Here is a 15061-nt window from a genome sequence, read left to right as displayed (position 1 = left end):
GGGCGACATCACTTTGTGTTACCGGACGGGTTCTTCGTGTCACCAGTGTCCAGTTATGGGCGAAACTTCTGGGCGAACCGGACCAACCGAACGGGCAATCCGCCTACGCTGCGCTTCCTCCACGCTCCCCCGTCACCTAGCGTGATGGCCAGAAGGTGGGTCTGGGGAACGTCGCGGAACTCGGCTCGGGACCAGTTCGATCCGCGACGCAGACGGTGTGCCGGACTTCGGCAGGGCTTCGGGAGCTGCCCGCTGAAGTCCGGCACGCCAGAAAATCAGGCCGCCGACGAGGTCTTGACCAGGGTTCGGATCTGGCGCAGCAGCACCGACAGCGCCGCCAGTTCGGCCGGAGTGTCCTCCACGTTGCCCATCGCGTTCGACGCTCGGGCGATCGAGGCCGCGTTCACCTGCTCCCACTCCGACACCCGGTCCTCTGGAGCCGCGGTCGACGGGGTCGACTGGAGCACCTCGGCGGTCAGTGCGGCCAACGCCGCGTACAGGTCGTAGCGCAGTGCCATCCGGGCCAGGGTCTGCCAGCGGTCACCGCGCGGCAGCCGGGAGATGTGCGACAACAGCGCGTCCACCCCGAACCGCTCGGAGAGCACGAAGTAGACCTGCGCCACCTCGGCCGGATCCCGGTCGATCGAGGACGCCGACTCCAGGATGTCCAGCAGGCCGAAGCCGTAGAACACCCGGGCCACCGCGGCGGCCAGATGCTCCGGCACACCCTTGCCGGCCAACTCCTCGGCCCGGTTCTCCAGGGAACGCCGTTCCGCGCCGACGAGCACCTCCGGCAGGCGCGGCAGCAGGTCGGCGATACCCGGGCGCAACTTGGTGATCTCGCCGGCCACGTCGATCGGCGAACGGCGGGTGCTGACCAGCCAGCGCACCGCCCGGTCGAGCAGCCGTCGGGTCTCCAGGAACACCAGCGTCTGCGCCGGCGTCGGCACCTCGTTGTCCAGCGCCTCGCCGGCCGCCCAGATCTCCGGCAGCCCGTAGACCTCGCGAATCACCACGTAGGCCCGGATCACGTCGGCCGCGGACGCGCCGCTCTCCTCCATGGCCCGGTAGACGAACGACGTACCCCCGCGGTTGACCACCTCGTTGACCAGCGACGTCGAGATGATCTCGCGCCGCAGCCGGTGTCCGGCCATCCGGCCGGCGAACCGCTCGCGCAGTGGGGTCGGGAAGTACTCGGAGAGAACCTCGCTGGTCCAGGCCTCGTCGACCAACTCGTCGGCGAGCACCTCACGCTCCAGGCTGATCTTGACGTACGCCAGGAGCACCGCGAACTCGGGAGCACTGAGCCCTTCGCCGTTCTCGTAGCGGACGGCGAGCTCCTTGTCCGTCGGCAGGGCCTCGAGTTCCCGGTTCAGCTCACCACGCTGCTCCAGCGAGTTCAGCATGCGCCGGTGCACCGGGAGCAGCGAGTGCGCCTGCGAGCGGGCATTGCCGAGTGCCATCGCCTGCTCGTAGTTGTCGCGCAGCACCATCTCGCCGACCTCGTCGGTCATCGCGGCGAGCATCTCATCGCGTTCCGGGATGGTCATCTCGCCGTCGACGACCGCGCCGCCGAGCAGGATCTTGATGTTGACCTCGTGGTCGGAGCAGTCGACGCCGGCCGAGTTGTCGATGAAGTCGGTGAAGACCCGGCCACCGGTACGGGCGAACTCGATCCGCCCACGCTGGGTCAGACCCAGGTTGCCGCCCTCGCCGACCACCTTGACCCGCAGGTCGGCGCCGTTCACCCGGATCGCGTCGTTGCCCTTGTCACCGACCTCGGCGTGTGACTCGGACGCCGCCTTCACATAGGTGCCGATACCGCCGTTGAAGAACAGGTCGACCGGTGCTTTGAGGATGGCTCGCATCAGGTCGCCCGGGCTGACCACCGTGGCCTCGCCCAGTTGCAGCCGTTCCCGGACCTGCGGGCTGACCGGGATCGACTTGGCCGACCGCGGGTAGACGCCGCCGCCCTCGCTGATCAGGGACTTGTCGTAGTCGTCCCAGGAGGAGCGGGGCAGGTCGAACAGGCGCTTGCGCTCCGCGTACGAAATCGATGCCGTCGGATCTGGATCGAGGAAGATGTGCCGGTGGTCGAAGGCCGCGACCAGCCGGATGTGCTGCGACAGCAGCATGCCGTTGCCGAAGACGTCGCCGGACATGTCGCCGACGCCGACCACCGTGAAGTCCTCGCTCTGGGTGTCGGTACCCAGGTCGCGGAAGTGTTTCTTGACCGACTCCCACGCGCCGCGGGCGGTGATGCCCATCTTCTTGTGGTCGTACCCGGCCGAACCGCCGGAGGCGAACGCGTCGCCCATCCAGAAGTCCTTGCCGACCGAGATCTCGTTGGCGATGTCGGAGAACGTGGCGGTGCCCTTGTCCGCCGCCACCACCAGGTACGGGTCGTCGCCGTCGTGCCGGACCACGTCCTTCGGCGGGACGATCTTGCCGGCCAGGATGTTGTCGGTGACGTCGAGCAGCGCGGTGATGAATCGCTTGTAGCACTCCACCGCCTCGTCCCGGTCGCCCGGTTTCTGCTTGAGGACGAAACCGCCCTTGGCGCCCACCGGGACGATCACCGAGTTCTTCACCATCTGGGCTTTGACCAGGCCGAGCACCTCGGTACGGAAGTCCTCGCGCCGGTCCGACCAGCGCAACCCACCACGCGCGACGGCGCCGAACCGCAGATGCACACCCTCGAAGCGAGGCGAATACACGAAGATCTCGAACCTCGGCCGCGGCTGGGGCAGATCCGGAATGGCCTGCGGGTCGAGTTTGAAGGCCACGTAGGACTTCGGCCGGCCCTCCGGACCGCGCTGGAAGAAGCTGGTCCGCAGGGTCGCCTCGATCAGCGTCAGGTAGGACCGCAGAATCCGGTCCTGGTCCAGGCTCTCCACCTGGTCGAGCAGCTCGGTGATTCGGTCGCGGACCTCGCCCGCCAGCCGACCCCGCTCGCTCTCGCCGACGGTCAGGCTCGGCGAGAACCTGATCTCGAAGAGCTTCACCAGCAGGCCGGCGATCTCCGGGTACTGGGTGAAGGTCGACTCCAGGTAGCGCTCGGAGAAGACGTTGCCGGTCTGCCGCAGGTACTTCGCGTAGGCGCGGAGCACCACCACCTGCCGCCAGGTCAGACCGGCCAGCAGCACCAGCTCGTTGAAGCCGTCCACCTCGGCCTCACCCCGCCAGGCGGCCGCGAACGCGTTCTCCACCTGCGGGCGGACCTCGGCCAGCTCGCGGTGGCCGGCCGGCGGCAGCAGGCCGAAGTCGTACAGATAGATGACACCGTCCGGGCGGCGGATCTCATACGGCCGCTCGTCGGTGACCCGGACACCCAGCGAGTGCAGCACCGGCAGCACCGCGGACAGCATCATCGGCTCGCCGTACCGGTACACCTTGAATCGCACGTCGCGCTCGTCCGGCTCGGGGGTGCCGTCCGGGCCCAGTCGGCGCCGCCGGAACAGATGCATGGACAGCTGACCGGGCTCCTCCAGCAGCTCCAGCTTCGCCAGGTCCTGCATGCCCTCGTACGGCGTATGCGTGTTCTTGTAACTCTCCGGGTAGGCCGACGAGTACCGCAGGAACAGCCGGCGGGCCTGCTCGTCGCCGAGTTTGCGCTCCAGCACCAGGGAGAAGTCGTCGTCCCACATCCGGGTCGCGTCGGCCAGCAGCTCGGCCAACTCGTTCGGCTCCAACTGACCGGGCGGGGCGGCCGGGTCGGTCCGCACGATGAAGTGGACCCGCGCCAGCATCCGCTCGGTGACCCGGGTGGTGTAGTCGACGCCCACCCCGTTCAGCTCGCGGAGCAGGATCTCCTGCATCCGCAGCCGGTTGCCGGTGGTGAACCGGTCGCGCGGCAGGTAGATCAGGCACGAGATGAAACGGCCGTAGCCGTCGCGCCGCAGGAACAGCCGGAGCTGCCGGCGCCCGGCCATCCGGAGCACGCCGATGACCGCCTCGTACAGATCATCGGTCTTGATCTGGAAGAGCTCGTCGCGCGGGTACGTCTCCAGGATCTGCAGCAGGTCCTTGCCGGAGTGGCCACGGGGGGACAGGCCGGACCGGTCCATCACCTCCTGCACCTTGCGCTTGACCACCGGCAGTTGGCGGACGCTCGTCCGATACGCCGAACTGGAGAACAGGCCCAGGAACCGGCGCTCGCCGACCACCTCACCGGCGTCGTTGAACAGCTTCACACCGATGTAGTCGAGGTACGCCGAACGATGCACGGTGGCGCGCGAGTTGGCCTTGGTGATCACCAGGAGCCGCCGCTCCATGGCACGCTCGTAGATCTCGGCGGCCATCTCGGCGGCCAGCCGGCGCGGTTTACTGGCCCCGCGCAGGATGCCCAGACCGGTGCCCGGGACCGCGGTCAGGACGCCGTCGTCCAGCCGGTACTCCCGGTAGCCCAGGAAGGTGAAATGGTCGTCGGCGAGCCACTTCAGCAGCTCGATCGAGTCGGTGACGTCCTTGTCGGGCACCGGCAGGCCCCGCTCCGAACCGCGGGCGGCGGCCAGCTCGTCGGAGATGACGACGGCCCGCTGGCGCATCCGCGGCCAGTCCTCGACGGCGTCGCGCACGTCGGTGAGCACCCGTCGCACCTCGTTGAGCAGCTGCTCACGGGCCTCCGGCCGGCGCACCGGGTCGATCTCGATCCGGATCCAGCTCTCCACCAGGTCGCCCTCGATGGCGTCGTCGGCCTCGACGTCCGCCTCCAGCTGGGCGAGCGCTCCGAGCGGCTCGCGTCGCACCACGATCAGCGGGTGCACCATCAGGTAGACCTGCAGATTGTGGGCGGTGAGCAGGGCGATGACCGAGTCCACCAGGAACGGCATGTCATCGGTGACGACCCGCAGGACGCTGTGCGCCTGGGGGCCGCTCGGCTCGGTGATGGCGAGCTTCAGCTCACCGGGCAGACGATTGCGGGCCAGCTCGCGGTGCTCGACCGCGGCCGCATACATCTCGTCGGGCGTGTATCCGATCAGTTCCTCGTCGGGGGCGAACCGCCAGAAGCGGCTCACCAGCGAGGCGGTGTTGTGATCGTCGCCCGCCCGCTCGACGGCGTGGGCGACCAGCCGCTCGGCGTTGGGGACCTCGTCACTCAACAACGCGGTCTGATCAGAATCGGTCGCTGCCTCGTCGGCGACAGCCATGGTCCGGCGCTCCCCTCACCCACGGCACTGTGGGCTCGAACGTGTCGAGGACAGCCTAGAGCCAGCCCCCCATACCTCTCACACCCCCGGTGTGCCCGATACGCGGGACAGCCGAACGGGCATCTGTTTATTACGGTTCGTTGAGCTACCCACCGAGAGGACCCTCATGCGCCGCTCCCCCGCCGGCCTGGCCGCGCTGCTGCTCGCCGCCTCCTGCGGGCTCACCGCCTGCTCCTCGGACCCCGCCGAGGACACCGTCACGGCGTTCCTCAGCGGCTGGACCGGCGGCAAGCTCGACGACGTCGGATTCGTCACCGCCGCCGGCGGCAAGATCGCCGCCGACGAGGTGCAGAGCCAGCTCACCGCCCTCTACGGAGACCTCGCCGGGCAGCCGATCGCCGTCACCACGGCCGGCGCCACCGAGGAGACCGGTGACAACGCCAGCACGCCGATCACCGTCAAATGGACCCTGCCGGGCGACGTCGAATGGAGTTACCCGAGCACGGTCCGCAGCACCAAGGCCGGCAAGGACGGCTGGAGCGTCGTCTGGGAACCCGCGGTGGTCCAGCCCGACCTGGCCGCCGGCGAGAAACTTCGGCTGCGCCGCGTCGCCGCCACCCGCGCCGGCATCCTCGACGCCAAGGGTCAGGTCCTGGTCGGCCCGCAGAAGGTGACGATCGTCGGGGTCAGTCCGGAACGGATCACCGACCTGCCGAAACTCCAGCAGGACCTGGCCACGTTGTTCCGGCGGATCAATGTGGACGTCGACATGAGCGACCTCAAGGATCGCGTGGACAAGGCCGATCCCGGCGCCTTCCTCGACCTGATCAGCCTGCGGCAGTCCGATTATCAGAAGATCCGCTCCGAGGTACGGCCACTGCCCGGCACCGTCTTCCGGGACGAGACCAGGCAGCTCGCACCCACCCGGGCCTTCGCTCGCGCCCTGCTCGGCACCGTCGACCCGGCCACCGAGGAGGACATCGCCGCCAAACCGGGTGTCCTGCTGGCCGGCGATCAGACCGGACACGGCGGCCTCCAGCAGAGATACGACGACACCCTGCGCGGTACGGCCGGACTCTCCGTCGTGATCGCCCGTGAGGCGGCCGACGGCGCCACTGAGGACACCAAGCTCTTCACCAGCGAGCCGGTCGCCGGCAAACCGATCAAAGTGACGCTCGACACCAAGGTGCAGAACGCCGCCGACGCCGCCCTCGCCGCCGAGAAGCAGCCCAGCTCGCTGGTCGCCATCCGGGTCAGCGACGGCGCCGTACTGGCCTCCGCCAACGGCCCCGAGCCGGGCGGGGTCAACACCGCCTTCACCGGCCAGGTCCCCCCGGGGTCGACGTTCAAGATGGTCTCGGCGTACGGACTACTCGCTCGCGACGTCATTACCGCCGACACGGCTGTCGACTGTCCGAAAACGGTCACAGTCGACGGGCGGGAGTTCAAGAACTCGCACGATCAGGCGCTCGGCAAGGTGGCGTTCCATGTGGACTTCGCCAAGTCCTGCAACACCGCGTTCGCCGGTCTCGCCCCCAAGCTGACCTCGGCCGGATTGCAGGAGGCGTCCACCGCGCTCGGACTCGGCGGCAAGTGGGATCTCGGCGTCGACGCGTACCCCGGCCAGGTCTCCGACGGCGGCACCGCCACCGAACTCGCCGCGGCCGTCTTCGGCCAGGGCAGCACCGTGGTCAGCCCGCTCGCCATGGCCGGTGCCACCGCGGCCGTCGCCAAGGGCCAGTTCCAGCAGCCCAAACTGGTCCTCGACCCGGCGCCCGCGGCGGCGCTTCCGCCCGGCCCGCAACTCGACCAGGAGGCGGTCGGCGCGCTCCGCGACATGATGCGTGAGGTCGTCACCGGCGGCACCGCGACCGCGCTGCGCAACGTCCCGGGCGGCGCCGTCCACGGCAAGACCGGAACCGCCGAATTCCAGACCGGCTCCGAGGACACCCACTCGTGGTTCATCGGATATCAGGGCGATGTCGCCTTCGCCGTGATGGTCCAGAAGGGCGGCGCCGGCTCCGAGGCCGCGGTCCCGGTGGTGCAGCGTTTCCTGACCGCTCTCAGCCGGTAGCCGGATTTCGGCGGGGTGCTCACCGCCGCTCACGACGCGTGAGACGACGGTGAGCACCGCACCGAGGAGACCCGGCTCAGACGGCGCCCGACGAAACCGGCCCGGCCGAAACGGTGGCGCCGCTCAGACGACGCCCGGCAAACCGCCCGGCCGAACCGAAACGGTGGTCCCACTCAAACGACGCCCGGCAAACCGCCCGGCCGAACCGAAACGGTGGCCCCACTCAAACGACGCCCGGCGAAACAGCCGCGACAGAGGCGCCGCTCAGACGACGCCCGGCAAGAACAGCCGCGACAGAGGCGTCGCTCAGGCGACGCCGGGAGGGAAACCGGGGAACGAGCCGGGGCCTGCGGCCGGCGGGCTGAAGCCGCCGTCGGCGGGTGGGCGCGGACGCAGCATCCCCGGCCGGGTCGCGGGCAGTGGCTCGGAATCGAGCAGCGGGGCCGAACCGAGCGGCCTGGACAATAGGCGCACCTCGGCACGTTCCGGTTCGGCGGGAGGCTGCTCCGGTCGCGGCTCGTCGGCGGTCTCGGCCACCGGCTCGGACTCGTCGCCGACGTAGTCGGATTCGGCGTCGCCGACGGAATCGGACTCGGCCACATCGGAATCCGAGCCGGCATCCGCCGCGTCACCGGATTCGGCCGCGGGCGCGTCGGATCCGGTTTCGTCCTGGACATCGGTGGCATCTGGAAGATCGAGAACGACGAGGTTCGACCGGGCACCGTTCGAGGTCTCCGCACCGGGTTCCGCCGCGATCTCCTCGGCCGCGCGATCCCCGTCGGCCGACTCGGCGGACACCTCGTCCACAGGGCCTGTGGATTGCCTCGGCACGGCCGAATTCGTCCGGTCGCCGCGGTCCGCCGGTGGCTGCTCGGTGGCACGCGCCGCGACCGACGGCATCGGTGCATGACCGGTGGCGAGTGCCACGGCCAGCATGAAGTCGGCATCGGACCGAGCCAAACCGGAAAGACCACCCCGAACCGGCCCGGTCGCCCCATCCGTGGCAGCGGCCACGCTCGCAACGGCCGGCTCAGCTCGACGACCGGAGACGCCGGCAGCATCGGCGGCCTCGACAGCATCCGCGATCCCGACACCGTCCGCGGTCTTGGAAACATCCGCGGCCTCGACAGCCTCCGCGGTTTCGGAAGCATCCGCGGTTTCGGAAGCATCCGCGATCTGGGCAGCATTCGCGGTTTTGGAAACATCCCCGATCTGGGCAGCATCCGCCGCCTTGGAAACATCCCCGATCTGGGCAGCATCCGCGGTCTTGGAAACATCCGCGGTCTCGACAGCGTCCGCGGACTCGGCTTCGGCTTCCGGATCCGACCCGGCTCCCGCGTCGCGAACGCCGCCACCGGGATCCGGATCGCCCGCCGCGCCGTCGGAATCGGTGCCGGCCACGGGCTCGGAAACCGCCACGTCCGATTCCGGAACGGTCCGGTCAGCAGCGGCGACCGAGTCCGAAAAGGCCCCATTCGTGGTGCTGTCGGGGGTCCGAACCTGATCCGGAAGGCCGCCGCCCGGAGTGCGGACGAGGGCAGCAGCCGAGGCCTCGGGACGGTCCCGGAGAACAACCGGATCCGGGGCAGCGACAGGTGTGAAGTCGCGGCCCTGGATCTCTATCGATATCCGCGTGACGGGTGGTTCGGCGAGACCCGGATCGGTGTCGGTCTCGACCGATTCGTGATCTTCGCCGTCGGTGTGGTCCTGCGGATCCGGTGAGTCGGCCGGAGACACATCGCCGGAAGCCGCAGTCGGTCCCGGAACAGCAGACACCGGAACAGCGGACACGGGAACAGCCGAGGCCGAAACAGCGGACGCAGGCACAACCGAGGCCGGAACAGCAGACACGGGAACAGCCGAGGCCGGAACAGCAGACATCGGAACGGCCGAGGCAGGGACAGCGGACACCGGCACAACGGGGGCCAAGCGGGCCGCCCGGTCCTCCGGGTCGGCGACGCGGCCCGGGATGGCCGGATCATCCTGCGGGATCGCCGGAGCGGGACGGCCCGAGCCACGGCGGAAAGCGGGCTTGTCGAGATCGCGGCGGGCGGCGACCAGGTCCGGGCGGGGGGTCGTGGTCCGTACCGGCGAAAGACCGCTGACCACCGCGGACGTTATCTCGGACGCATAGCGGCCGTCCGGATCGTAGTCCGGGTCGAAGACCGTGATCTCGACGCCCAGGCAGTGCGGGGACTCGACGAGGCCGGTGAGGAGGAGTTCCAACTCGGGGAAGGCGATGCCACCCGGATCGGGCGCGTCGACAGCCGGCATCACCGCCGGGTCGAGCACGTCCACGTCGATGTGCACCCAGTAACCGGCGCAGTCGACGAGTTGGTCGCGGGCCCACTGGGCGCTGCGGGCGGCACCCTCGGCGCGGAGCGCGGGGACCGGGCGGGTCACGATGCCGGCGGCCTGGAGGTCGAGACGGTACTCGTCCTGGGCGCGGATGCCGAGGACCACCACGTCGATGTCTCGGAAGTAGGGCCGGCGGGACTCGATGGCCGCCAGATCGGCCTGGCCACGACCGGTGACCAGGGCCAGGTCCTCACCGGCGGCGGCACCCACGTAGGACGCGTTGCCGGGGTGCCGGAAGTCGGAGTGGCCGTCCACGAAGACCAGCCCGATCCGGCCGCCGACAGCGTCGCCGAGGCGGTGCATGGCGATGCCCGCGCCGATCAGTATCGAGCAGTCGCCGCCGAGGATCACCGGGAACTCGCCGCCGTCGATGATCGCCCCGATCCGGTCGGCGAGCGCGCGGGAGTAGGCCGCGATCTCGGCCGCGTGGGCGACCCCGTCGCCCGGGCGCCAGTCGCCCGGGTCATATCGCGGCGGGGTGAGACAGCCCGCGTCGCGGGCCCCGAGTCTGGTGAGCAGACCCTGGTCGCGGAGGGCGCCGGGCGCCTTGGCGCAGCCCGGCACCGACGTCGCGGTCGGCGGGCGCAGGCCGAGATTGGACGGTGCGTCCAGAACGGCGATGCGGCGCACGACGCCCCCCTTCGTTGTGAAGCCGCAGCTTAGAAGAGTGCGCTGGCCAGTGCACGTCTTGCGCCGGCGACCGCGGGGTCGTCCGGCCCGGCAACGGCGAACAACGACAAAAGGTGCTTGCGCACCGCGTCGCGGTCGTCACCGACCGTCTTCTTGACGAGGGCGATCAACCGGGCGTACGCCTCGGCGGCCTGCCCGCTCAGCACCTCGATGTCGGCGGCGAGCCGCTGCGCCTCGAAGTCCTCCGGGTCGGCGTCGGCCTTGGCCAGCGCGGTCGACGGGTCGACGCCGGCGATCCGCCGGTACAGCTCCACCTGGGCCAGGCCGGACTCGGCGGCCGCGTCGGCGGGCGACTCGGCGAGGATCTTCCGGTACGCCGCCTCGGCCGCGTCCAGGTCGCCACCCATCAGGGCGTCGTCGGCGGCGTCGAGACGGGGGTCCTCCGGCGCGGCCACACTCACACCGGCCGCCTTGAGGACGGCATCGACATACTGCCGGACCTGGGCCTCGGAGAGGACACCGCTGAAGCCCTCGACCGGCTGCCCGCCGATCAGGGCCGTCACCTGCGGGATGCCCTGCACCCGGAAGACCTGCGCGAGACGCGGATTGAGGTCCACATTGACCTTGCCGAGGATCCACGAGCCGCCATACTCCACGGCCAGCTTCTCCAGCACCGGCGAGAGCTTCTTGCAGGGCTCGCACCAGTCGGCCCAGAAATCCAGCAGGATCGGCGTGGTCAGGGACTGCTCCAGAACGGACTGGAAATCAGCCTCGGTGACGTCGATGATCACGTCCGGCGTCACACCGGGCACGTTGCCGGGAACACCACCGGACGCTGAGCCCGGTACGGCGCCGGGAATCCCGTCGGCCGGGGAGGCCGGGGCGGCGGCGGGACGGCTCGGCGCGGCCGGTCTGGCCGACGTCGAGGGGCGCAGCGCGCTGAGATCGACCGCGCCGCGGGTGAAGATCGACGGAGTGGTCCGTGGGTCGCTCATGGTTACCTAGTCTCGCACGCTGTCACGGCTGTTCGCGCCGCCACCGGCCGCCGATATCGGACGTCACACCCCACATCTCCCGCGCTCCGACCCCCTCGCCCGCCGCGATCCCGCGAGGTCCGCCGACCCCACGAGATCGCACCGGGGTACGGGTCAGAAGCGCGGCGGCTCGCGGTAGATGCCCCACTCGGATTTGAGGATGCCGCAGATCTCGCCGAGGGTGGCTTCGGCGCGGGCCGCGTCGAGCATGGCCGGGATCATGTTCTCGCCGGTGCGGGCCACCGTGATCAGATGTTCCAGGGCGGCTTTCACCCGTACCCCGTCGCGATTGTCCTTGCGGTCGGTGAGGTCGCGGACCTGGACCTGCTCGACCTCGTGGGACACCCGGAGGATCTCCAGGTCCTTGGCGACCGTGCCGGTGTGCGCGTTGACCCCGACCACCTTCTTGGCGTTCTTCTCCAGCGCCTGCTGGTACGCGAACGCCGCCTCGGCGATGTGCGAGGTGAACCACCCGTCCTCGATGCCGCGCAGGATGCCCGCGGTGATGGTGCCGTCGTGGCCGAGCTCGCGGATCCGGGTGAAGATCTCCTCGGCCTCGGCCTCGATGCGGTCGGTGAGCGCCTCCACATACCACGATCCGCCGAGCGGGTCGGCCACGTTGGCGACCCCGGTCTCCTCCATCAGCACCTGCTGGGTACGCAGGGCGATCTCGGCGGACTCGTCGGTGGGCAGCGCGAGGGTCTCGTCGAGGGCGTTGGTGTGCAGCGAGTTGGTGCCGCCGAGGACCGCGGCCAGGGCCTCGACCGCGGTCCGGACCACGTTGTTGACCGGCTGCTGCGCGGTCAGTGAGACACCGGCGGTCTGCGTGTGGAACCGCAGCCACAGCGCTTTCTCACTGGTGGCGCCGTAGTCGTCGCGCAGGTGCCGGGCCCAGATGCGGCGAGCGGCGCGGAACTTGGCGATCTCCTCGAAGAAGTCGACGTGCGCGTCGAAGAAGAAGCTCAGGCCGGGGGCGAAGGTGTTGACGTCGAGGCCGCGGGACAGGCCGAGTTCGACGTAGCCGAAACCGTCGGCGAGGGTGTACGCCAACTCCTGCGCGGCGGTCGAGCCGGCCTCCCGGATGTGGTAGCCGCTGACCGACAGCGGCTTGTACCTGGGGATCTCCCGGGCGCAGTACTCCATCAGGTCGCCGATCAGGCGCAGGTGCGGCTCCGGCGCGAACAGCCACTCCTTCTGCGCGATGTACTCCTTGAAGATGTCGGTCTGCAGGGTGCCGTCGAGTTTCGAGAGGTCGGCGCCCTGCCGCTCGGCGGCCACCAGATACATGCAGAAGACCGGAACGGCGGGTCCGGAGATGGTCATGCTGGTGGTGACGTCCTGCAGCGGGATGCCCTCGAAGAGCACGTCCATGTCGGCGGCCGAGTCGATGGCGACCCCGCAGTGGCCGACCTCGCCGAGCGCCTCGGGCTCGTCGGAGTCGCGGCCCATCAGGGTGGGCATGTCGAACGCGACGCTGAGCCCGCCACCGCCGGCGGCCAGGATCATCTTGTAGCGCTCGTTGGTCTGGCTGGCGTTGCCGAACCCCGCGAACTGCCGGATGGTCCAGGTCCGCCCGCGGTAGCCGGTCGGGTGCAGCCCTCTGGTGAACGGGTACTCACCGGGCCATCCGATGCGCTCGAAGCCGGGGTAGGCGATGCCCTCGGGTGGCCCGTAGACCGGTTCCACCGTGGCCCCGGAGAGCGTGGTGAAGTCGGCGTCCCGCTTGCGGGCCGCATCGTAGCGTCGTTGCCAGCGCTCTCGGCCGGAGTGGATCTCGGCTGCATCCATACCTGCCATGTTAGATCAGAACTGAACGATCGCTAAGGCCTCTGGACCGGCTCACCGCAAGGGTTTTCCCCGTTGCCGCCCGACCCGCCGGTAACGAGAGTGGAGGGCAGGCAGTTCCCCAGAGGCCCCGGTGGCGCCCGCCAACGCCGCCGGGGCCCCCACGACCTCACCGCGACACCGACGACTCACCGCGACGACTGCGCGAGCATCGGCACCCGGTGCTCGAAGATCCAGGCCTGCGGGTCCCCCTTCCGGTGCAGCATCCGCATCACCAGCGGCGTCATCGCGTCCCGGATCGCCGCCCCGACCGGCCCGGCGACCTTGGTGCTGCTGGTCCGCCGCCCGTGCGCGACCACCTTCTCGACCCGCGGTCGACGCGCGGCCTCGTAGGCAGTCAGCCCCGCCGCCTGATCGCGGTGCGCACGCAGGCTGTGCCCGAGCACCACGGCGTCCTCCAGCGCCTGCGAGGCGCCCTGCCCGGACGACGGCGCGACCGCGTGCGCCGCGTCGCCGACCAGCACCATCCGGTCGCTGTGCCAGACCGGCACCCGGGGCAGGTCGCGGGTGCTCCACGGGCCGAGGATCTCGCCGGTGGCGCGGATCAGGTCGGCGCCGGGCTCACCCTCGAGCAGGTCCAGCAGGTGGGCGCGCCAGGTTTCGGCGGTGAACTCACCGGACTCGACCGGGCGCTTGCGCGGTGGGTTGGCGAACCACCAGACCCGGCCGTCCGGGCCCGCGGTCCAGCCGAAGAAGGCCTTCCGACCGAACGACATCTGCATGATCCCGGGCGGCGGGACCGACGCGGGATCGACCGGTGCGTCGGTGAAACCGCCGGTGTCGAGGAGGCCGAGGAAGTGCGGCGCGGGCGAGGACGGATCCAGGGCGGTACGGGTACGCGAGTTCAGCCCGTCCGCACCGACCAGCAGCTCTCCGGTGACCGAGCGGCCGTTGGTGAACTCCGCGGTGACGCCGTGCGGCCCGGAGCGGGCGGTGGTGAGTCGGTGGCCGTACACGATCTCGACGCCCCGCCGTTCGGCCTCGGCCCGCAGCGCCGCGTAGAGGTCGGCGCGCCGGATCGTGGTGGTGACCGTCCCGTCCGGCTCCGGGCCGCCGAGCGGCAACTCGGCCAGTAGCCGGCCGGAGGCGCGGCGCAGCGCGAGCCGGGGCGTGGCGAACCCGGTGGCCAGCACGACCGCCGGGTCCGCGCCGAGGGCCCGCAGCGCGTTCACCCCGTTCACCGCGATGGTCAGGAAGACGCCACGCTCGGCCGCACCCGGCCGGTGGGCCTCGTGGATCACCGGGGTGCGGCCGGCGAGCTTGAGGGCGATGGCGGCGGCGGTCCCGGCGATGCCGCCACCGATGACGATGACGTCCTGCTCTGCTTTAGTCATAAAATAACTATTGATGAGATGACTATGAACCGTCAACCCCTAAGCTGACCCGCATGAAGCGGTCTCCCCTGGCGATGGTTCTGCTGGCTCTACTGGTGGAGGCGCCGATGCACCCGTACCGGATGCAGCAGGTGATCAAGGAGCGCGGTCAGGACCAGCTGGTCAACGTCGCGCAGCGCAACAGCGTCTACCAAACCCTCGATCGGTTGGTACGGGAGGGACTGGCCCGCCCCGGTGAGACCAGCCGCGAGCCCGGCCGTCCCGAACGGACCGTCTACGAGGTGACCGAGGAGGGCGCGGCCAGCCTGCGGCGCTGGCTGCTGGAGATGCTGCCGGAGCCGGCACGCGAGTTCCCGGAGTTCCCGGTGGCGCTCGCATTCCTGCCGATGCTCACCCCGGCCGAGACGCGCGAGCTGCTGGAACGCCGGGTGGAGAGGCTGACCGAGCGGGCCGGGGCGGTCGACGCGCAGGCTCCGCCCGGGCTGCCCCGGCTGTTCCTGATCGAGGACGAGTACCGGGCCGGCATGCTGCGCGCCGAGATCACCTGGCTGCGCGCGCTGATCGCCGAGCTGGACGACGGCACCCTGCACTGGGACCGCGCCCTGATCGAGCAGACGCTGGCCCGCTTCGGCTGAC

6 protein-coding genes and 1 pseudogene are annotated in these 15061 nt (G+C 70.1%); 2 read left to right on the top strand and 5 right to left on the bottom strand.

Annotated features, from left to right (window positions below; all coding sequences use genetic code 11):
- Nucleotides 1–275: 275 nt before the first annotated feature.
- Nucleotides 276–5150: an NAD-glutamate dehydrogenase gene (locus Q0Z83_RS48770; RefSeq protein WP_317790399.1), complete on the bottom strand. Its 4875-nt coding sequence runs from the start codon at nt 5148–5150 to the stop codon at nt 276–278.
- Nucleotides 5151–5316: 166 nt separating this feature from the next.
- On the opposite strand from Q0Z83_RS48770, the gene Q0Z83_RS48765 reads away from it, so the two are divergent.
- Nucleotides 5317–7224, top strand: coding sequence for a penicillin-binding transpeptidase domain-containing protein (locus tag Q0Z83_RS48765; protein WP_317790398.1), 1908 nt, complete (start codon nt 5317–5319; stop codon nt 7222–7224).
- Between the two features lie 2084 nt (nt 7225–9308).
- On the opposite strand, the pseudogene Q0Z83_RS48760 reads toward Q0Z83_RS48765, so the two are convergent.
- The 4 genes and pseudogenes from Q0Z83_RS48760 to Q0Z83_RS48745 all read right to left on the bottom strand — a co-directional run.
- Nucleotides 9309–10212, bottom strand: a pseudogene (locus Q0Z83_RS48760) (arginase family protein); the annotation flags it as partial.
- 29 nt (nt 10213–10241) lie between these two features.
- The gene (locus Q0Z83_RS48755; protein WP_317790397.1) at nt 10242–11207 is read right to left on the bottom strand and encodes a tetratricopeptide repeat protein; all 966 of its coding nucleotides are present in this window, start codon (nt 11205–11207) and stop codon (nt 10242–10244) included.
- A 153-nt stretch (nt 11208–11360) separates the two neighbouring features.
- Nucleotides 11361–13034, bottom strand: coding sequence for an acyl-CoA mutase large subunit family protein (locus Q0Z83_RS48750; protein WP_317790396.1), 1674 nt, complete (start codon nt 13032–13034; stop codon nt 11361–11363).
- Between the two features lie 185 nt (nt 13035–13219).
- Nucleotides 13220–14425 (bottom strand): FAD-dependent oxidoreductase, encoded by a 1206-nt coding sequence (locus Q0Z83_RS48745; RefSeq protein ID WP_317790395.1) that lies wholly within the window; start codon nt 14423–14425, stop codon nt 13220–13222.
- Between the two features lie 53 nt (nt 14426–14478).
- Between Q0Z83_RS48745 and Q0Z83_RS48740 the strand changes: the two genes are divergently transcribed.
- Entirely contained in the window at nt 14479–15060 is a 582-nt protein-coding gene (locus Q0Z83_RS48740) for a PadR family transcriptional regulator (protein ID WP_317790394.1), read from the top strand.
- Nucleotide 15061: the final 1 nt, after the last annotated feature.

Origin of the sequence: Actinoplanes sichuanensis, from assembly GCF_033097365.1 — a bacterium.
GTDB lineage: Bacteria > Actinomycetota > Actinomycetes > Mycobacteriales > Micromonosporaceae > Actinoplanes > Actinoplanes sichuanensis.
Note: the sequence above shows the minus strand (reverse complement) of the source record. Positions and strands in the feature narration are given on the sequence as shown.